The organism is Psychromonas sp. KJ10-2 (assembly GCF_047323255.1).
GTDB lineage: Bacteria > Pseudomonadota > Gammaproteobacteria > Enterobacterales > Psychromonadaceae > Psychromonas.
Genome location: NZ_CP178827.1, coordinates 1,035,313 through 1,054,992, shown reverse-complemented (window position 1 = coordinate 1,054,992; position 19,680 = coordinate 1,035,313). Strand labels below are relative to the sequence as shown.

Annotated in this window: 21 protein-coding genes and 1 riboswitch; of the genes, 12 read left to right on the top strand and 9 right to left on the bottom strand. The window is 38.6% G+C overall.

All coding sequences use genetic code 11. The features are described 5' to 3' along the window. The first annotated feature begins 46 nt into the window (after nt 1–46). A complete protein-coding gene (locus ACLKL2_RS05095; RefSeq protein WP_113818650.1) occupies nt 47–442 on the top strand; it encodes an ATP-binding protein in 396 nt (131 codons plus the stop codon). A 43-nt stretch (nt 443–485) separates the two neighbouring features. Here the strand turns inward: ACLKL2_RS05095 and ACLKL2_RS05090 are convergent, their stop codons facing one another. Both ACLKL2_RS05090 and ACLKL2_RS05085 read right to left on the bottom strand, forming a co-directional pair. Then, nucleotides 486–1,463 carry an ATP-binding cassette domain-containing protein gene (locus ACLKL2_RS05090; RefSeq protein ID WP_413693610.1) on the bottom strand — a complete coding sequence of 326 codons (978 nt, stop codon included), beginning with the start codon at nt 1,461–1,463 and terminating at the stop codon, nt 486–488. Then, entirely contained in the window at nt 1,463–1,864 is a 402-nt protein-coding gene (locus tag ACLKL2_RS05085; protein WP_413693609.1) for a hypothetical protein, read from the bottom strand. Before ACLKL2_RS05085 ends, ACLKL2_RS05090 begins: the two co-directional genes overlap by 1 nt. Before the next feature lie 270 nt (nt 1,865–2,134). On the opposite strand from ACLKL2_RS05085, the gene ACLKL2_RS05080 reads away from it, so the two are divergent. The 3 genes from ACLKL2_RS05080 (at nt 2,135) to ACLKL2_RS05070 (ending at nt 5,426) form a co-directional block, all read left to right on the top strand. Continuing rightward, complete coding sequence (locus ACLKL2_RS05080; RefSeq protein WP_413693608.1) at nt 2,135–3,139, top strand: ABC transporter substrate-binding protein; 1,005 nt, start codon at nt 2,135–2,137, stop codon at nt 3,137–3,139. A gap of 150 nt (nt 3,140–3,289) precedes the next feature. Further along, a complete protein-coding gene (locus ACLKL2_RS05075) occupies nt 3,290–4,180 on the top strand; it encodes an ABC transporter permease (RefSeq protein WP_413693607.1) in 891 nt (296 codons plus the stop codon). 1 nt (nt 4,181) lies between these two features. Beyond that, on the top strand, nt 4,182–5,426 hold the full coding sequence (locus ACLKL2_RS05070) for a quaternary amine ABC transporter ATP-binding protein (protein WP_413693606.1): 1,245 nt from the start codon (nt 4,182–4,184) through the stop codon (nt 5,424–5,426). A 68-nt stretch (nt 5,427–5,494) separates the two neighbouring features. Here ACLKL2_RS05070 and ACLKL2_RS05065 read toward each other — a convergent pair whose 3' ends face one another. From ACLKL2_RS05065 to ACLKL2_RS05055, 3 genes are read right to left on the bottom strand one after another with little or no spacing between them, the layout of a single operon-like run. Beyond that, complete coding sequence (locus ACLKL2_RS05065; protein WP_413693605.1) at nt 5,495–6,904, bottom strand: efflux transporter outer membrane subunit; 1,410 nt, start codon at nt 6,902–6,904, stop codon at nt 5,495–5,497. Nucleotides 6,905–6,906: 2 nt separating this feature from the next. After that, entirely contained in the window at nt 6,907–8,847 is a 1,941-nt protein-coding gene (locus ACLKL2_RS05060; protein ID WP_413693604.1) for a MacB family efflux pump subunit, read from the bottom strand. A gap of 3 nt (nt 8,848–8,850) precedes the next feature. After that, nucleotides 8,851–10,035 carry an efflux RND transporter periplasmic adaptor subunit gene (locus tag ACLKL2_RS05055; RefSeq protein WP_413693603.1) on the bottom strand — a complete coding sequence of 395 codons (1,185 nt, stop codon included), beginning with the start codon at nt 10,033–10,035 and terminating at the stop codon, nt 8,851–8,853. 401 nt (nt 10,036–10,436) lie between these two features. Here ACLKL2_RS05055 and ACLKL2_RS05050 point away from each other — a divergent pair, with 401 nt between their 5' ends. Next, nucleotides 10,437–10,733 (top strand): hypothetical protein, encoded by a 297-nt coding sequence (locus tag ACLKL2_RS05050; protein WP_413693602.1) that lies wholly within the window; start codon nt 10,437–10,439, stop codon nt 10,731–10,733. Further along, on the top strand, nt 10,730–11,314 hold the full coding sequence (locus ACLKL2_RS05045) for a crotonase/enoyl-CoA hydratase family protein (RefSeq protein WP_413694254.1): 585 nt from the start codon (nt 10,730–10,732) through the stop codon (nt 11,312–11,314). Before ACLKL2_RS05050 ends, ACLKL2_RS05045 begins: the two co-directional genes overlap by 4 nt. Nucleotides 11,315–11,330: 16 nt before the next feature. Here ACLKL2_RS05045 and ACLKL2_RS05040 read toward each other — a convergent pair whose 3' ends face one another. From ACLKL2_RS05040 to ACLKL2_RS05025, 4 genes are all read right to left on the bottom strand, one after another. Beyond that, on the bottom strand, nt 11,331–12,530 hold the full coding sequence (locus tag ACLKL2_RS05040; RefSeq protein ID WP_413693601.1) for a response regulator: 1,200 nt from the start codon (nt 12,528–12,530) through the stop codon (nt 11,331–11,333). Continuing rightward, nucleotides 12,476–12,856 (bottom strand): ATP-binding protein, encoded by a 381-nt coding sequence (locus ACLKL2_RS05035; RefSeq protein WP_413694253.1) that lies wholly within the window; start codon nt 12,854–12,856, stop codon nt 12,476–12,478. The genes ACLKL2_RS05040 and ACLKL2_RS05035 overlap by 55 nt, the downstream gene beginning before the upstream one ends. A gap of 17 nt (nt 12,857–12,873) precedes the next feature. Then, nucleotides 12,874–13,845, bottom strand: coding sequence for a sensor histidine kinase (locus ACLKL2_RS05030; RefSeq protein WP_413693600.1), 972 nt, complete (start codon nt 13,843–13,845; stop codon nt 12,874–12,876). Nucleotides 13,846–14,068: 223 nt separating this feature from the next. Then, entirely contained in the window at nt 14,069–14,968 is a 900-nt protein-coding gene (locus tag ACLKL2_RS05025) for an HD domain-containing phosphohydrolase (RefSeq protein ID WP_413693599.1), read from the bottom strand. 404 nt (nt 14,969–15,372) lie between these two features. Continuing rightward, nucleotides 15,373–15,469: riboswitch (guanidine-I (ykkC/yxkD leader) on the top strand. A 51-nt stretch (nt 15,470–15,520) separates the two neighbouring features. On the opposite strand from ACLKL2_RS05025, the gene ACLKL2_RS05020 reads away from it, so the two are divergent. The 6 genes from ACLKL2_RS05020 to ACLKL2_RS04995 are packed head-to-tail and all read left to right on the top strand — an operon-like array spanning nt 15,521 to nt 19,653. Then, nucleotides 15,521–16,216, top strand: coding sequence for a putative urea ABC transporter substrate-binding protein (locus ACLKL2_RS05020; RefSeq protein WP_413693598.1), 696 nt, complete (start codon nt 15,521–15,523; stop codon nt 16,214–16,216). Then, nucleotides 16,195–16,608 carry a hypothetical protein gene (locus tag ACLKL2_RS05015; RefSeq protein ID WP_413693597.1) on the top strand — a complete coding sequence of 138 codons (414 nt, stop codon included), beginning with the start codon at nt 16,195–16,197 and terminating at the stop codon, nt 16,606–16,608. Before ACLKL2_RS05020 ends, ACLKL2_RS05015 begins: the two co-directional genes overlap by 22 nt. A 20-nt stretch (nt 16,609–16,628) precedes the next feature. Next, on the top strand, nt 16,629–17,441 hold the full coding sequence (locus ACLKL2_RS05010; protein ID WP_413693596.1) for an ABC transporter permease: 813 nt from the start codon (nt 16,629–16,631) through the stop codon (nt 17,439–17,441). After that, on the top strand, nt 17,441–18,232 hold the full coding sequence (locus ACLKL2_RS05005) for an ABC transporter ATP-binding protein (RefSeq protein WP_413693595.1): 792 nt from the start codon (nt 17,441–17,443) through the stop codon (nt 18,230–18,232). Before ACLKL2_RS05010 ends, ACLKL2_RS05005 begins: the two co-directional genes overlap by 1 nt. A gap of 9 nt (nt 18,233–18,241) precedes the next feature. Further along, nucleotides 18,242–19,012, top strand: coding sequence for an urea amidolyase associated protein UAAP1 (locus tag ACLKL2_RS05000; RefSeq protein WP_413693594.1), 771 nt, complete (start codon nt 18,242–18,244; stop codon nt 19,010–19,012). 2 nt (nt 19,013–19,014) lie between these two features. Then, nucleotides 19,015–19,653: an urea amidolyase associated protein UAAP2 gene (locus ACLKL2_RS04995; RefSeq protein WP_413693593.1), complete on the top strand. Its 639-nt coding sequence runs from the start codon at nt 19,015–19,017 to the stop codon at nt 19,651–19,653. Nucleotides 19,654–19,680 lie beyond the last annotated feature (27 nt).

The window sequence follows — 19,680 nt, the reverse complement described above, 5'->3', positions numbered from 1 at the left end:
CAATCAAACCATTTTTTATTTACTTTTCTTATGATGAAGCGTCTTCATGTCTCAACTTACACTTACTTTAATCAGAGGTTTACCAGGAAGTGGCAAAAGTACACTTGCTAAGAAACTGCTCCAAGAAGCTCAACAGAATACGCTGCATGTTGAAGCTGATATGTACTTTATTGATCGAGGTGGGGTTTATCAGTTTCAGCCTGAAAAGTTATCGGAAGCGCATCACTGGTGCCAACAACAATCTTTGATGGCCTTAAAAAACAAACAAAATGTGATCGTTGCAAATACCTTTGTTAAGCGTTGGGAAATGAAGTTCTATGAGCAGTTAGCGACGCGCTTTAATGCAAGATTGAAGGTGATTAACTGCGCAGGAAAGTTTACTAATATCCATGAGGTGCCTGAGCCTGTTATTGCAAAAATGCGTAAAAATTGGCAAGTCTAAAACAGCTAGACTTACCAATTTTATGTTTTATATACAGAGGTGTTTATAAAGTAATATGCTGCTCAAAAATCGATAAAAATTCATCTTTACGGTGGCTAACCAGTAACATGGTACTGTGTTGTTGAGTTGCTAAATGCTCTAAGAAGTTCAGTACGCGATGACGGTTTAATTCATCTAACCCCTGTGTTGGCTCATCTAATATAAGCAGGTAAGGGGACTTCACTAATGCTCTGGCAATCAAGGCTAATCTTTGCTCTCCATAGCTTAAACTTTGGAAAGGTGTTTTTTGTTTATCTTGCATGCCAATTTTAGTTAACCATTGTTCCGCAAGATCAATATGGGCTGCACTTGGTTGTTGATAAACACCAATGGAATCATAAAACCCCGATAAAATGACACTGAGTAGATCACTATTGATGCGGTATTGTCTGTGTAACTCTGAACTGACAATCCCCATATTCTCTTTGACTTGCCAAATGGTTTCGCCTGACCCACGTTGATAGCCTAATACCTGAATGTCATTGCTATAACATTGTGCGCAATCACCGGTAATTAATTGCATTAAAGTAGACTTACCGCTGCCGTTAGGTCCTGTAATTAACGTATGTTGTAGTGGTTTAATGGTCACATCAAGGTCTTCAAATACGTTAACGCCGTTGTAATGCACTTTGCCTTTATTCAATTTAACTAGGTAAGGGTGTTTAAAATCAGCTAACTCACATTGATTTTCTGGCCATTGTGTATGATCCGGTGTTGGCGCTAACAATGCATCGAGTTGTTGTTGAGTTTGCGGATCCGTCAATTCGCCAATTTCCGTTAAATAGCCACGCTCAATAAAGGCGATATGGTTACACCATACGGGGATATCTTGACGGTTATTAAGCATCAGCAAAACATTAACACCACTTTCATTGAGTTTGTGTAATGCTTGCGATAGCGCTTCACAGGAGCCTACATCTAAACTATCAAAAGGGTTGTCACAGACTAATAACTCAATGCCGCTGAAAATAGCCTGTAGCATTAATAACTTCCTACTTTCCCCGTACTTAACTTCAAATAGCCTGTGTCCATGCGGTGCGCTAAACCAAATTCAGTAATTAATGGATCTTGCCATTTATCTTTAGGTAAAAAATCGCGTGCTTTAGTAGGCGCTTGTTCAAGGTCAACAAAATCTGGCGCTTCAATATCCAGTGTAATTTCGTAGGTGGCTTGCTGCTGTTCAAATGAGATAAGACCTATTTTATCAGGTTTAGGTAGTTGTAATGTATCGGCTTGTTGTACGTCTAAAATACCTTGAAATAGTTGATTAATATATTGCTTACCTGAACCATTTTTACCTAATACACACCAGCTTTGATTAGGTGCTATTTGCCATTGTTTAATATTTAATTTTGGATGAACTAAATTTCTAATTTTTATCATAAATAATGCCGGTTAAGTGTACTGAAAAAGTGAAAAATATTGTGCCATAAACAGAGCTTATGAGTAAGAGAGAAAAGTCGCTTTTCTAGCCATATTTAGGTGCGATTAAATAAAAGTTATTGAAAAATAATGCTTTATTTATCATTCGTTTGAGCGCGTATTGTCGCTTCTCAGGAAGCTCATCTTCATATCAACACCATTTTAGTGTATGATACAAGCGATTTTTGTAAAAAATTCGTTTTAAATTCATTAGTTAATAAGGATATTAATATGCGTAAAATCATCTCCTCTTCTATCTTACTTGCTTGTGCTTCGTTTACGTTGCCAGCCGCTGCAAGTGAATGTGGCAAAGTCACAATTGCGGATATGAATTGGGCCTCTGCAACTGTTGTTGCTAACGTTGATCGTTTCATCCTCGAGCATGGTTTTGGTTGTGATGCTGAGCTAGTACCTGGCGATACCATGCCAACGGGTGCAGCTATGATTGAAAAAGGTCAACCTGATATTGCTCCGGAATTTTGGAGTAACTCAATGCGTGACGCATTAGATAAAGGTGTTGCTGAAGGTCGTATTCGTTATGCGGGTACAACTTTGACCGATGGCGGTGAAGAAGGTTTCTGGGTACCAGCTTATATGGTTGAGAAAGATCCGTCTTTAGCGACTATCGAAGGTATTAAAGCCAATGCGAAGCTATTTAAGCACCCTGAAGATCCTGAACTGTCAGGCTTTATGGGATGTCCTTCTGGCTGGAACTGTCAAATATCAACAAGCCAATTGTTTACTGCACTTGATTTAGAGTCAGTTGGCTTTGAATTATTAGATCCAGGTTCTGGTGCTGGTCTCTCTGGTTCAATTGCAAAAGCTTACGAACGTGAAGAAGCTTGGTTAGGCTACTACTGGGCACCAACAGCCGTTTTAGGTAAATATAAAATGGTTAAAGTTGACTTTGGAACGGGCATCGATAAAGAGGAGTTCCTTAACTGTACAACTCAAATCGACTGTTTAACTCCTAAAGTGACTATGTATCCACCATCTGCTGTTGATTCAGTAGTGACGGAAGAGTTTGCTCAGCGCGCACCTGAAATCGTTAAATACTTAGAAGGTCGTGAGTACACTAACGAGCAAATGAATGGTTTATTAGCTTGGATAGAAGAAGAGCAAGCAGACGGTGACTACATCGTTGAGCACTTCCTAACTGACTATGAATCAACATGGACAACTTGGGTTGATGCACCAACAGCTGCAAAAATTAAAAAAGCATTAGCAGAGTTATAAATCCCCACAATTAAGCCTAGTTTTTCTAGGCTTTTATCATTCTAGGTAAGTAAATAACCCTTTATTTTCTTATAATGTCAGATGACCATCACATGGTTGGCTAGATATTTACCTAGGTTGGTTAAACATTTTTCAGGAGAGAAAAAGAAAATGTCAGACAAGTCATGGATCTCAGAAATCCCGCAACTTGATCGTAAAGAATTAAGAGACTTCAAAAAACTACTCGACGGTTTATTTCGAGACTTTTCACGAGAATACGGAGATGCAATACAATCCTTCTTCGACCCTCTATTAGCTACCCTCATTTGGTTTGAAAAATTATTATTATCTACCCCTTGGTGGTTGGTGATTGCTGTTGTTGCTGGTTTTGCTTATGCCGCTAGTCGTTCCTTCAAGTTAACTATCTCAGTGATAGTTGCCTTTTTGGTCATAGGTTATTTCGGCATGTGGGAAGATACCATGCGTACCATGAGTATGATCATCGTCTCAACCTTGCTAGCAATATTTATTGGGGTTCCGATAGGTGTTGCGATGGCGCGCTCTAATCGCATACAGTCTATTGTCACCCCTATTTTAGATGTGATGCAAACTATGCCTGCTTTTGTATACTTAATTCCGGTTGTTATGTTGTTAGGTATCGGTAAAGTGCTAGGGGTTATTGCTGTTATTATCTATGCAATCCCACCGGTTATTCGTTTAACCAACTTGGGGATACGCTTAGTTGATAAAGAAGTGTTAGAAGCTGCGACCGCTTATGGAGCAAGTCCAATACAGCGTTTATTTGGTGTGCAAATCCCATTAGCCATGCCTACTATTATGGCTGGTATAAATCAAACGATCATGATGGCGTTAGCGATGGTGGTTATTGCATCGATGATTGGTGTGAAAGGATTAGGTCAGCCTGTGTTACAAGCAATTAGTAATCAATACTTCACTCAAGGTTTATTAAATGGTCTTGCCATTGTTGCGTTAGCGATTATCTTTGATCGAATCTCCCAAAGTTATGCTAAACGTACATTACAGAATTTTGGAGACCAATAAGATGAGCACAACAGATAAAAAAGCACCGTTAATTAGTATTAAGAGTCTATATAAAATTTTCGGTAAGAATGACAAAAAGGTGTTAGAAGAAGTAAAAGCAGGAAAATCTAAAGAGACTATTTTAGCTGAAACTGGCCATACGGTTGGATTAGCAGATATTAATTTAGATATTTACCCTGGCGAAATATTTGTGATTATGGGGCTTTCTGGCTCAGGTAAATCAACATTAATCCGTCATTTTAATCGTCTTATTGACCCAACAGCAGGTGAGATCATTGTGTCTGGTGATGATGTGATGAAGCTCGATAAAAAAGCCTTGCAAAAATTCCGTCGTAATAAAATGTCCATGGTATTCCAACGCTTTGGTTTAATGCCACATCGTACTGTACTCCAAAATATTGCTTACGGTTTACAGGTACAGGGTGTGCCTAAAAAAGAACGTGAAGCGCGTGGTGAAGAGTGGTTAAAAACTGTGGGGTTAGACGGTTATGCTAACCAATACCCGGGGCAACTTTCAGGTGGTCAACAACAGCGTGTTGGCTTAGCGCGTGCGTTATGTACCGATGCGGATATTCTGTTAATGGATGAAGCCTTCTCGGCATTAGACCCATTGATCAGAAGTGAGATGCAAGATCAGCTCATTGAATTACAAGATAAGCTACATAAAACCATTGTATTTATCACCCATGATTTAGATGAAGCATTACGTATTGGTGATAAAATTGCCATTCTACGCGATGGCTTATTGATTCAACAGGGCACACCGGTGGATATTCTGCTCAATCCTGCAGACGATTATGTTGAAGCGTTTGTTAAAGATGTTAACCGAGCGCGTGCATTAACTGTTGAAACAGTGATGCAACCGCAAATTTGCCGTATCTCCAGTGAGAATATCGGTGAAGCGGTGATGCAAATGCGTAAATCTAAACACGATTACGGTTACGTAGTGAGTGACGATGGTTATCAAGGTGTGATCACACAAGAAACCTTAGAAGGTGTTGAGAAGAGTGATTACCATAATGAAATTACGGATGAATTATTAGAAGATGTACCTTCGGTTCAAAGTGATGCATTACTAGAGTCTGTTATCCCAGATATGCTAGATAACGAACATCCACTTGCGGTTGTGAATGATGAAGGCGAAGTAGAAGGGCATATATCGAGAAGTACTTTATCAGATATATTAAGTGACCAAGCTACAGAGGAAGTGTCTGAAGAGGAAGCTAAGCCGCTAGAAAAAGCTTAATTTCTTAATCCTCTATGCTAAAAAGCCTCCCTCATGAAACTCATGATGGAGGCTTTTTTACAACCGTTTTATAGTAAGTCTTCTGAAATAGTGACTTCAGGTGCAATATCTGACCCGCCTAATGCTTGATATAAGGTCGCTTGTATATTGAATTGATTGTAGCGGTTTTCTAAAATATCTTGCTCAGTATCACGTAAAGTATCTTGTGCGTCTAACCAGTCTTGAATGTCAATGGCACCATAACGATATTGACTGGCATAAATACGCTCAGCCGCTGCCGCAGCATTATATTGTTCTTGTAACCTTACACCTTGATACTGATATTGTTGCCTTGCAGAAATGGCATTATCTACTTCGCTGAATGCACCATATAAGGTATCACGATAGCTAACAATCGCCGATGCCACATCAATTTGTGATAGCTTTTTGTTTAGTTCCATCTCATTCCATTGCAGGAAAGGTAACATTAAGTTCGCGCCTAATGTGCCAATTGGATTGGATAATAGATCTTTGAGTTGATCAGAAGATGAGCCTATCGCGCCAGATAAAGTTAAACTCGGCAGATAACCTGCAAAAGTGGCATCCTTAGTCGCATAAGCAGATTTCAAACTGTAAAGCGCTGACTTCACATCAGGGCGACGAATTAAAAGGTCTGCGGGCACACCGGCTGCAATCATGGGGATATTGCCTTCAGGTAACTGGTTAATGGTGATGGGCATTTTCATCGGTGGTTGATTATATAAGATAGCCAATGCATTTTGTGCTTCAACAAGATCTTGTTGTAATTCACTATAGGAGACTTGTTGTTCTGCTAGACTGCGTTGCGATTCAAAAATATCCAGTTGAGTGACTGCGCCTGAGCGGTATTGGCTTTCAATAATCGCTAAGCTTTGTTTAGCTGATTGTATATTATCCTGGCTTAGGTCAATGCTTTGTTTGAGGTAGCCAATTTGCCAATATAAGGAGGCCGTCGTTGCAACTAAGCTTTGTGCAGTGCTTTCCCTGTCCTCGGCATTAGCAAAACTTGTCCATTTTGCAGCATCAACCTCAGAGGCAACACGCCCCCATAAGTCTAGTTCATAACTGATCGATAGGTCTGTACTGTAACTGCTGCTATTGTCACTGCTATGCAATGACGTATCATGACTCGCATCGGTACTTGAACTAAGTTGAAATGAACCTTCCGCTTCTGTTAACCCTGCTTTTAAACGGGCACTACGTAAGGTCAGCGTTGCTAATGCCAAATCATTGTTACTGCTTAATACTCGATCAATCAGGGCATTTAGTTGCGGGTCATTGAAACGTTCCCACCAGGGATCAAGTTGAACTTGTTCAGTTATACTCAAGCTTTGCCAGCTTTCTGGAATAGCTACCTCAGGCTGGTAGTCCTGATTCGGCTGGGTGGAACTACAGCTACTAATGAACAATGTAGTAGCTAAAGCATAAGTACAACGCAATAGTGAAGATGGTTTTATCATAATTATTCTCTCGCTAATGCATCAACAGGGTCAAGCTGCGCTGCATTTCGTGCTGGTAAAAATCCAAAAAGTACACCAATTAAGGTCGAGCAGGCAAAGGCTGCAACAATTGAGCCCGTTGAATAAATCATTTGGAAATTACCGCCTGTAGAAGCAAAAATAAAGCCGATAAGGTAGGCGAGGGCAATACCAATAGCACCACCGCATAAACATACTAATACTGCTTCAATTAAAAACTGACGTAAAATATCACTTTGTCTCGCACCAACGGCCATTCTAACGCCTATTTCACGAGTCCGCTCAGTCACCGATACCAGCATGATATTCATGACACCAATACCCCCGACAATTAATGAAATAACAGCAATGGCTGAAATTAATAGGGTCATGGTTTGTGTCGTTTTCTCGATACTCTGACGAATTGAATCGGTATTCACCGTAAAGAAGTCTTGACTACCGTGACGCATTTTTAACAGAGAGGTTATCCCTTGTTCAGCGGCGCTACTTGATGCAGATTCATTAACCCTAACCGTAATGCTATCGAGGTAGTTTTGATTGATCATACGACTGGCTACTGTGCTATATGGGATCCATACATTTAATGCATCACTATTCCGGAATGTGCTGGTTTTAGGTTTCGTGACACCAATAATACGTACGGGTAATTCGCCAAGGAAAATTACCTCACCAATTGCTGACTTATCTAAAAATAGTGCTTTACGAGTGTTATCATCAATAACGGCATCTTGCGATAAACTTACTACATTAGTTTCATCCCAGAATTGCCCTTCAGCAATTTCATAACCTTTAACACGAAAATAATCTGCCCCGACACCATTAAAGCTGGCTGACACACCTTGGTTTGCATAGCGGATCGTGCCTGAACTACTGATTGATGGAGTGACACTATCTACGTAGGTTAAATTTTTGAGTGCATCGCTATCCAATGAAGTTAGCGTACGTACTAGGTTTGAGCGTCGATCACCAAAGCCTGATCCGGGACGCACATCAATAGTATTGGTGCCCATCTCACTGATATTTTTTAATACGGCTTGTTGTGATCCTTCCCCTAAAGCCACCACAGAGACTACAGAAGCGATACCAATAATGATGCCGAGCATGGTTAAAAAGGTACGTAAACGATGTGATGACATGGCTAATAAAGCCATTTTAAAGGCTTCAACATAACGACTAATGGTATTATTTTTGTTATTGTCAGCGTCAAGTTGAGGCAGGGTATTGGTTGTTTTTATCTGCTCTTTTTGTGCATCTCTGATGATCACACCATCTTTGATCTCGATGATGCGATCTGCAAAGTTAGCGACATCCATATCATGTGTAACTAAGATAATGGTATGTCCGTCATGATGCAGTTCCTGTAATAACTTCATCATTTCATCGCCACTTTGGCTATCTAAAGCACCCGTAGGCTCATCGGCAAGAATAACATCGCCACCATTCATTAACGCACGTGCAACACTGACGCGTTGTTGCTGACCACCACTTAATTCACCCGGTTTGTGGTCAAGTCGATCAGCTAAACCTAAACGAGTTAAAAGTGCACGTGCACGACTGTCTCGTTCACTTTTATCTTTTCCAGCATAAATAGCTGGAATTTCTGCATTTTCAATAGCATTTAGGTCGCCTAATAAATGGTAACGCTGAAAAATAAAACCAAAATGCTCACGACGCAATTGAGCTAACTGGTCAGCATCCATCTGAGAGGTATCTTGGCCATTGATAAAGTAACTACCTTGGCTAGGTTTATCTAAACAACCTAATATATTCATTAAGGTTGATTTACCTGAGCCTGATGCGCCAACAATCGCGACCATTTCGCCACGTTTAATGGATAAATTAACATTATTTAATACTGTTAGTTTTTGATCTCCCGCTGCGAAGGAGCGGAATACGCCAGAGATCGCTAATAGAGGATTATCCATTGTTTAAAACCCCATTGGTGAACGCGGTTTACGTGTGCGTGATGGGGAGTTCGCGGCCGCGGAGCCAACTACTATTTGTTCGCCTTCTGCTAAACCCTCGGTTACTTCTGTATAAATCTTATTGCTGATGCCTACTTGCACATCTTTATAGGTTACTTGGTCGTTTTCTAGTATAGGTACTTGGTAACGTACTGGGCGACCTGGTCGCTTTTGTACTACTTGTGAAGGCACTAAAAGTACGTTGTCCGCTTTATTTAATACAATGGATACCTGTGCTGTCATGCCAATACGTAAGACACCATCTGGATTTGCTACTTCAAAAAGGCCATTATAATAGATGGCGTCTGAATCACTGGATTCCATGTCACTATCGTCACCATCCATTGAGGTTGGGCCTGGCTCAATAGCGCGTAAAATACCTTCATAACGTTTGTTTGGTTGACCTAAAATGGTGAAATAGACAGCTTGACCTGGACGTGTATTGATGACATCTGCTTCGGAAATTTGTGCTTGTATGGTCATCTTACTGAGGTCTGCTAATTCGACTAAAGTGGGGGTCGTTTGGCTAGCATTAACGGTTTGGCCTACTTCCACAGAGTTGTAAACCACAACACCTTCCATTGGCGCTTTGATTACCGTGTAGCCTAGGTCTAACTCCGCACTTGCAATGCTGAGCTTATCTTGTACTTGTTCTGCTTTTAATTGATCCAGCTCTGCCTTATAAACCGCCAAGTCAGCTTCAGCAGTTTCATAGTCCTCTTTAGAGCTAGCATTATCTTTAAACATCGATTTTTGACGATTAAAGGCTTTTTGCGCTTGCGTAATTTGTGCTTGTTTCGCTTTATATTCGGCATTGGTAATGGCAAGAGAGGCCTTTGCCGTTTCTAACGCATTTTTTTGCGTTAAATTATCGATTTCTGCAATTAAGTCACCTTTATTAACATGCTCGCCAAGGGGCACAGGTAAACTGATAACTTGCCCCGATACCTGTGAACCCACGCTCACTAATTTAGAAGCTTGTAACATACCTATTGCCAGTACGCTATTTTCAATATTCCCTCGCTGTACGGGCTGCGTAGCATAACCTTGTTCAGGTGGTGTTGAATTAAAAAAATACAGGGCGCTAGCGATGATTAGAATAGTGGCAATGACCACGATAGCTAACATATTTTTAGTTGTTTTTTTCATGGGTAAAGGGTCCATAAGGCATTAAAGGTATCAGCAAATTAATTATGAAAGTCTTTGAGCTCGGTGAAATACATATCAGCGACATAAGTAGCATTTATTAATAGTAACGTATCATTGAACGACTATTTATCATGTGCTTATGATGCTTTCATTAATCATTGTATCAAGTAAACAGCATAATTATTACGATGCTAAAGAATAGCGAGTTAAGAGATGGTTAAGAAAAAGTGTTGTTGAAAAAGTAAACTATAAATTTAAAGTAACTAATTGATATATCGTCAATATTGGTCAGTTTAACCGCATTTTATATTGGTACACTTTAAGTGCATTTGTCAATTCAGATAAATGTGCGATTCAAATAATAGTTTGGGTCGATTAAATATACTTAAAGGAAATATAAAATGAATAATTTAGCACGTGTAACTGAACTACAAACATCTAATAAAAAGGTATCTTCGCAACACCAATATTCTCAATTATCGGTTTATTATGATGCGAAATATAAAGCAGGTTGGTATTACATGCACGCAAGTCCTCGTCCTTGTTTTACCGCTCAATTATTAGATGAAATTACAGATTATCAGAAGAGCGTTCAGTTTGAGAATAAATATGGTGACTCTGAAAAGTATGACTATATTATCGCCGCTTCATCTGTTGATAATGTATTTAATTTAGGGGAGACTTATCAACATTTCTGAGTTTAATTAAACAAGGAAAGCGTGATGAATTACTCACTTATGCAATTAAGTGTATAGATACACTGTATCGTAATATGGTGCATGTCGATAGTGAGCTTACAACTATTGCCTTGATCCAAGGAGATGCTCTAGGTGGTGGATTTGAGGGGGCTTTATCAAGTAATGTTACTATTGCTGAACGAGGGGTTAAGTTAGGACTTCCTGAAGTTGTCTTTAATTTATTTCCTGGTATGGGGGCTTATTCATTACTGAGTCGAAAAGTCGGTCCTGTTAAAGCAGAAGAGATCATCTTGAGTGGTAAGTTATATCTCGCAGAAGAATTGTATGAAATGGGAGTGATTGACATACTTGCTGAAAAAGGGAAGGGGGAAATAGCAGTATATGATTATATTAATTCAGCTAACCGAAAAGCAAATAGCTATCAAGCTATGCGAAAAGTGAAAGATATATGCAACCCTATCCCATATCAGGAACTATTTGATATCACAGAGGTTTGGGTAGATGCTGCGTTAAGGTTAACTGATAAGGATCTACGTATAATGGAGAAGCTAGTGGTGCGTCAAACAGCAAAGCAAGTATAAAATAACTTGCTTTAATTTAAAGTTTTCCTGTAGAGGCTTTAAGTAAAATTATACGTAGAGCTTCTACAGTTTTCTTGTATGCGAACTCTAACTCTTCAATTGAGGCGAGGAGTTTAGCGCTATTTAGGTCATAAGGTTTAAAGTTTTCCCCTTCAATACAAAGGTTAGCGAGTTTGTTTGCCCCTAATTCAGTAGCAGCTCCTTTAATAGCATGTAATGACTCTCGTAATTTTAGATAATCATCTATCTTAGCATTCTCTAATTGTTGGATATGTTTATTTCCATCCATTATAAAAGCGGCAATTAGTTTATCCATAAAGTTATCATCACCACTTAAAGAAAATAATTCAGCTATTGTTTCTGGGTCACACCATTGTTCTCCTACTTCTTCTATTTTTTTAGAAGTAGGGGATAAAGTTTTTATATTGCCAGCTGAAGTATCTATACCTGGTGTTAAATTTAGTTTTTTTGAATGGGATAAAATGGCTATTTTTTCTAACAATTCGTGAGAGTCTACAGGTTTTGTTAAAAACTCATTTACTCCCAAACTAATTGCTAATTGCTTTGCTTCCGTTGTGGCATCGGCAGTTAGCATTATTATTGGTATTACTTGAGTAGTGTCCATAAATTGTAAGGTTTTTATTACATCATCACCAGAACATTTAGGCATGTTTTTATCGACTATTAGTAAATCAATTTGTTCATGATTTTTAGATAAAACCTCTATGGCTTCCTCTCCGTTATCAACAAGCTGTACTTTGTGCCCTGCTCGTTTAAGTATTCCAGAAATAACTTGTTGGTTAATCTTATTGTCTTCCGCAACGAGTACATTTAATTTTTTTGCTCCTATTTGATTTGAGTAAAACTCACTAAAAGAGATAACATTAGAATCCTTATTCCCATTATTTCTTTGATTCTGATATAAGGCATTAAATAGTGCTCTTTTATCGTGTAAATCAATGATTACACTCGTAAGTTGAGTTTTTATTGTTTTAGGTATGTGGCCCGTTGAAGGTGGGGATATTAAAATAATAGGTAATTTAGTAAATTTTAAATCAGAGTTTAGAAAAGTTAAAAGTTGTTCTAATTCCCCTATTGCGGCTAGGCTTAAAATGTCGATAATAATTACTTTATATGGCTGGCTCGTATTTGATTTTTGCTTTAATAGAGAAATTGTATGACTAATTTTTCGAGTGAAGTTAGCAGATACCCCCAATCATTTAACATTGGCTTTATTATTTCTTTATTTGTACTTGAAGTTAAAACTAATAATTTATCATGACTAATTTCAGCTAAAGGGGTTAATACTAAATTAAAAGGCAATTCAAACCAAAATGTAGAACCATGACCTAATTCACTATCAACGCCAATTTCACCTCCCATTAACTCTACTAGCTGTTTTGAAATAGTTGTACCTAACCCAGACCCGCCGATATGTCGAGCAGTTGCTTCACCAACTTGCGTGAAATCATTAAATACACTATCTAAATAGGCTTTTTCGATACCAATTCCAGTATCAATAATTTCAAACCTTAGGAATATAGTATGTTCTGTTTGTTTTATTTTTTTATATTTAGTTGAATTGAGCCTTGATCCGTGAATTTGATTGCATTCCCTATTAAATTAACCAAAACCTGACGAAGGTATTGCGGATCACCTTTTAACAGGTAAGGAATATTTGAACAGGTGCTAGAATCGATATCTAATGACTTACTTTTAGCGATTAACTTTTGGGTCGTCATTACGGAATCAACTATAGACAGAAGGTCAATCGTTTCTTCTGATATTTCGATTCTGCCAGCTTCAATTTTAGATATATCTAGTACTTTTTCTATCAAACCCAGTAATATTTTCGCTGAGCTTTGCATTGAATGTACTAAGTTACGCTGTTCATCTTCAAGTTTAGTTTCTCTTAATAAATCACTAATTCCTAACACTCCATTTAAAGGGGTCCTTAATTCATGTGACATATTAGCTAAAAATCGACTTTTAGCCTGATTTGCTTTTTCAGCCATACTGATAGCGGCATAAAGTTTATTAATAAGAAAAATTGAATATAAGGGAATCAATGTGATGACCAGCATCAAACTAATTGCAATGGAAAGGTGTTGTTGCCAATACTCTCCCAATACAATAGCAATGAGAAAACCTAAACCTCCCACAATTAGTGATATGTATAAATAATATATTCCAAATCTAAATCCATTTCCGATGATCACCCAAAGGTAAAATACAAATAAAAAGATAGTTTCTTGAATAGCGATTACCATTAATATTGAAAGCGATACAAGATCTAATAATATGCCAATAATTCTTCTAGCAGCACTAGCTCTTAGTTGCATTGAAATATTAATAACGATTAAAATTGAGCAGATGAAATAACCTAGAGACATTAAAGGTACGATCATATTTTCGATAGTATGACCATGATCTGATGATAGAAATGGGATTACAAAATAGGTCATTAACAATAAGCTAACAATCACTCTAACTAATGCTTGTTCGGGTTCTGAATCACCCGTTTTTTTCATATGATTTTTTATGGCATATGCTTTTTTAAATATGAAATTCATCAATAAAAATAGCCAATATTATTCAAAGGGTTATGCTCATCTGGAAATTCACTCTGTATTTTTAAAATACGTGGCAAACGCGCTTTAAAAGCGTCAACACATTGCGGATCAAATTGTGTTCCGGAATTAGCTATAATAAAGTCTATAGCATCTTGAATTGCCCATGCTTTTTTATAGGGTCTCACGAAATTAACGCATCAAATACATCTGCAACTGACACGATACGCGCAATAAGAGGAATATTTTCACCAGCGAGTTTATTGGGGTAACCGCTTCCATCAAAGCGTTCATGGTGATTAAGTGCGATAATCGCCCCCATTTGCATATACTTTGATTCACTGCCTGATAATATTTCAGATCCAATAGCCGCATGAGTTTGCATTATTGTCCATTCATCGGGTTCAAATTTACCTGGTTTGAGTAAGATTTTATCTGGGATGCCTATTTTACCTATATCGTGCATTTGTGCCGCATGCTCTAAGTCACTGCATTCCGCTTCTGTTAATCCCATTTCACAGGCAATCTCTTTGGAATATTTAGCCATTCTAATGACATGATTGCCTGTTTCTTCATCTCTATATTCACCGGCTTTAGCTAATTTTAAGATGGTTTCTTTTTCTCGTTGTAAAATTTGTTCAGTGGCTAGTTCAACTTGTTGTGCAAGCCAATCCGCTCTATTTTGAATAATGACATGCTGTTGATGAAGCTTAAGTAGATTTCTACATGTGGTACGGCATTCTATTTGATCAATAGGGCGAGTTAAAAATGCCGTAACACCGGCATCTAATGCTTCATAGCGAATGGCTTTTTCACTGACCACGGTAATCATCATGATTGGAACATGTTCACCATGATTTAATTTTCGTACTTCTTGAATAAACTCAATACCATTTAAACCAGGCATTCTGTAATCAGTTACAATGAGATCGGCTGGATTTTTGCTCAACCATTGTAAGGCATCATAAGGGTCTGCAAAATCAATGACTTTAATGTCATTTGCGATTTGTAAAATAACCTTTTGTAAAATCATTCTGCCCGTTGACTGGTCATCAACAATAACTACATGTCTTTGTTTATTCAAAATGCGTTTCCATTTCAGTATCGATATGAATGAATTGATATCTTTAGAGGTATATATTAACTAATAGTTGCTATTATTTATACTCGCATCTGATAGATAAACCCATTAATCGCATATGTTTATAATATTTTATTTATAATTGATGAATATAATCATTATCATTAGTTTCTCTATTCTACTCTTTATTTTTTATAAAGACCTAATCACTCCAATTTTGTTTGTTGTTGGTGCGTTATATGATTACTATTGGTGCACTCTTATTTTAAATTTATTTTTGAAAAAACTTTAAGTTATTGAAAATAAATTAATTTAATTTTTGGCACAGTGATTGCTTTTATTAGATTGTTAAAATGCTCGTATGAGAGACATTGGTCGCAGTCGTAGTGTTGCCAATATACAATATAAAAATAGACATCTAGGGTTCCGGCTGTTTGCAGTGACTGGTCCGAGAGTTGTCGACCTTTTTCTAAGGTTACACGGAGGGATAAAAGCTCAGGAGAAGACGCAACAATGTCTCTCATGCTTTTAAATGTGTAACTAAGGAGAAAAGAAATGGAATTAACTAAATACCTTCGTAAATCAATCACTAAAGTACTTACTGTTAGCACATTATGTAGTGCCTTAATTGTTACCCCGTCCTCTGCGTTTGCAGAAACTAAATCAGAATTTCGCTTAGCTTGGACCATCTATGTCGGGTGGATGCCGTGGGATTATGGTGCTACTTCCGGCATCGTTAAAAAGTGGGCTGATAAATACGATATCAAAATCGATATTGTACAGATCAATGACTATGTTGAGTCGATTAACCAATATACAGCGGGTCAATTTGATGCAACTGTAATGACCAATATGGATGCGCTGACGATTCCTGCCGCCAGTGGTGTTGATTCAACGTCACTGATTATCGGCGACTTTTCTAATGGTAATGATGCCGTTGTATTAAAAGGCACTGATAACTTAGCTGATATCAAAGGTCAAAACGTCAACTTGGTTGAATTAAGTGTTTCTCACTATCTACTTACCCGTGCTTTACAAACTGTTTCTCTAGCAGAGCGTGACGTACGTGTGGTTAACACTTCTGACGCTGACCTAGTGGCTGCATTTACTACTGATGATGTGACAGCTGTGACCACTTGGAACCCTCTATTAAGTGAAATCACTGCAATGCCAGATACTAATAAAGTATTTGATTCTTCTCAAATCCCAGTGAAATCATCGACTTACTCGTGGTTAATTCTGATGTATTAGCTGATAACCCTAAACTAGGTAAAGCATTAACTGGCGCATGGTATGAAATCATGCAAACCATGAAAGGTGATGATGCAAAGGCAACGATGGCGCGTACGGCCATGGCTGATGCTTCTGGTACTGATTTAGCTGGTTACGATGCACAATTAGCATCAACGAAAATGTTTTATGAAGCAAAAGATGCTGTTGAGTTTAACAATAGTCCTGCGCTGTTAAGCACTATGGGTAAAGTTGCGGAGTTTTCTTTTGAGCATGGTTTATTAGGTGAAGGCGCAGCTGATGCTAAATTCATCGGTATAGAAACACCAACAGGTGTTTATGGTGATAAAGGTAATATCAAGTTACGTTTTGACCCAAGCTTCATGCAAATGGCTATTGATAACAAACTATAAGGCTGATCATTATGAGATTAATGAATAGCAAACCGAGTCGCACTACGCGACTATTATTAACCCTGTTACCTTTTGTTGTCTTGATAATTGCTTATACGATGGCATCTGATGCGCGTCTATTAGAAAACCCAAGTGACAAACTATTACCTGCATGGTCTAGTTTCTATGATGCGATACAACGTATGGCTTTTGAGCCGAGTAAACGTACTGGCGAATACCTGTTATGGGCGGATACCGGTGCAAGTTTACAGCGTTTATTACTAGGTGTTGGCATTAGTGCGTTAATCGGTTTAGTGATTGGTGTGGTGAATGGCATGTTACCGATTATGCGTGCCACATTCTCGCCACTGATCACTGCTATCTCATTAATTCCACCGATGGCTATCTTACCCGTGTTATTTATTGTATTCGGGTTAGGTGAACTATCAAAAGTGATGCTGATCATTATTGGTATTTGTCCGATTTTGATCCGAGATTTACAACTGCGTACTGAATCATTGCCATCTGAGCAACTATTGAAGGCACAGACGTTAGGCGCAAATAGTTGGCAAATTATGGTCAGAGTGGTGTTACCACAAGTATTGCCTGCACTAATAGATGCGGTACGTTTAACTTTAGGTAGTGCTTGGTTGTTCTTAATTGCTGGTGAAGCGATTGCTGCAACTGAAGGGTTAGGGTATCGCATTTTCTTAATTCGTCGTTACCTTGCGATGGATGTCATTTTACCTTATGTGTTGTGGATTGCGGTATTAGCTTTTGTAATGGATGCCTTATTACGATTGCTTTCTCAACGAGCTTTCCCTTGGTACCACGGTAAACGAGGAAATGATTAATGAAAGATAACATCATTGAAATGAAGCAGGTGTGGAAGGAATACGGCGATACAGTTGTCCTCGAAAAGCTTGACTTGACAGTAAAAGCGGGTGAATTCGTGAGCATAGTTGGCGCATCAGGCTGTGGTAAAACAACATTGTTAAATATGTTGTTAGGCACAGAAACACCGAGCCGCGGCAGTATTTTATTGGACGGTGAAACGATGGCTGCAGAGCCCAATGAAACCCGTGGCATTGTGTTTCAAAAGTACTCTGCTTTTCCACATCTTAATGCATTGGAAAATGTCATGTTAGGAGGAGAGTTTGCAGCTTCTCCATTACTTGGCAAAGTGTTTTCAAAAAGTAAACGTGACGAGTTAAAAGCGGCGGCATTAGAGATGTTAACGGCTGTTGGTTTAGGTCACGCCGCACATCGTTATCCTAACGAAATGTCTGGCGGTATGCAGCAACGTTTGGCCATTGCTCAAGCCTTAATTAAAGAGCCTCGTATCCTGTTATTAGATGAACCTTTTGGCGCTTTAGACCCAGGTATTCGTAAAGATATGCACGAATTAATTCGTGAACTTTGGAAAAAACGTGGTTTAACCGTATTTATGATCACGCATGATTTATCTGAAGGTTTTAGCCTAGGCTCTCGTGTCTGGGTATTAGATAAACCACGCATTGATCCACAAGCTCCTGAGCGATTTGGGGCACAGATTGTCTACGATATCGCACTGGAAACAGGGCAAGCAGTCCCTTCATCACTGCAACATTTAGTCAAAGATACAGTTACTGAAGAAACTGTTTAGGAGAATAAAATGTCCCAAAGTCAACAACCACAGAGTCGCGTTGCAGATGCGATTTATGAAGAACATATTCCAGGTGCAAGTCACTGGTCACTCGTCGTGCCAGCAGGTCATTTATTGACTGTTACTGACTTGGAAGGCGGTGCGAATGCATCCATGTTGTTTTATAACCCAAATAATTTATTAGAGCGTTATAACGCGCCAGATACCTTAAAAGGTCAACACACTTTCAAACTCACACAAGGGCACTGCTTATATTCGGATATGGGGCGTATCTTCTGCTCTATTGTTAGTGATGATACAGGTTGGGTTGATAGTGTTGGTGGTGTAGCTAACAAGCAAAAAGTATTAGATAAATGGGGCGCACGTGACTATCAAGGTGACCATAATAACTGGTTACAAAATGGTTACGATAGTTTGTTAGTAGAAGTTGCTAAATATGGTTTAGGTAAACGTGATTTAGCTGCCAACATCAATATTTTTAGTAAAGTCGCTAGTGATGATCAAGGTGATTTAAACTTTGTTGAACAACACAGTAAAGCAGGCGATAGCGTTGGTCTACGTTTTGAAATGGACACGCTAGTGATTATTTCAACTTGCCCACATCCAATGAACCCAAGCAGTGAATACCCAAATCTACCAGTTCTGTTATCTGTCAGTAAAGCTGCACCTGTTGCCGATGATGATCTTTGTGTAAACCTATGTGGTGAAAATAGCCGCGGGTTTGAAAATAACCGTCGTTATCAATGCCAACACGGCCATACACATACAGTAGGAGCATAATTATGATCATTGAAAGTCCACTACAAGCTGAACATGCCGTTCATCGCGATATCGTTCCTGCAGGTGATTACTACATGAAAGTCGTCAAAGCAGGTCAAACCTTACGCATTTTAGATTTAGAAGGTAACCAAGCTGCTGATACCTTATTTTACAACGCTAATGACCCAAGCGAACGTTACAGCGCAATGGATACCATTCGTGAACAAGGCAATGTATATCTAACAGCGGGCACAAAACTGCTATCAAACGATGGTAATACTCTGCTAGAAATTACTGCTGATACCTGTGGTCGTCACGATACATTGGGTGGTGCATGTGCAACTGAAAGTAATACAGTGCGTTATTCTCTAGAAAAAAAATGCATGCATGCTTGTCGTGATAGTTGGTTATTAGCAGTGGCTGAAAATCCACAATATGGTTTAAGCAAACGAGATATTACCCATAACATCAACTTCTTCATGAATGTACCTGTGACTAAAGAAGGTGGATTAACCTTTGAAGATGGGATCAGTGGTGCAGGTAAGTATGTTGAAATGAAAGCAGCAATGGATGTGATTGTTTTATTGTCAAACTGTCCTCAGCTAAACAACCCATGTAATGCTTACAACCCAACACCAGTTGAAATGTTAGTGTGGGACTAAAACTACACAGAGGTTGATTCAATACAA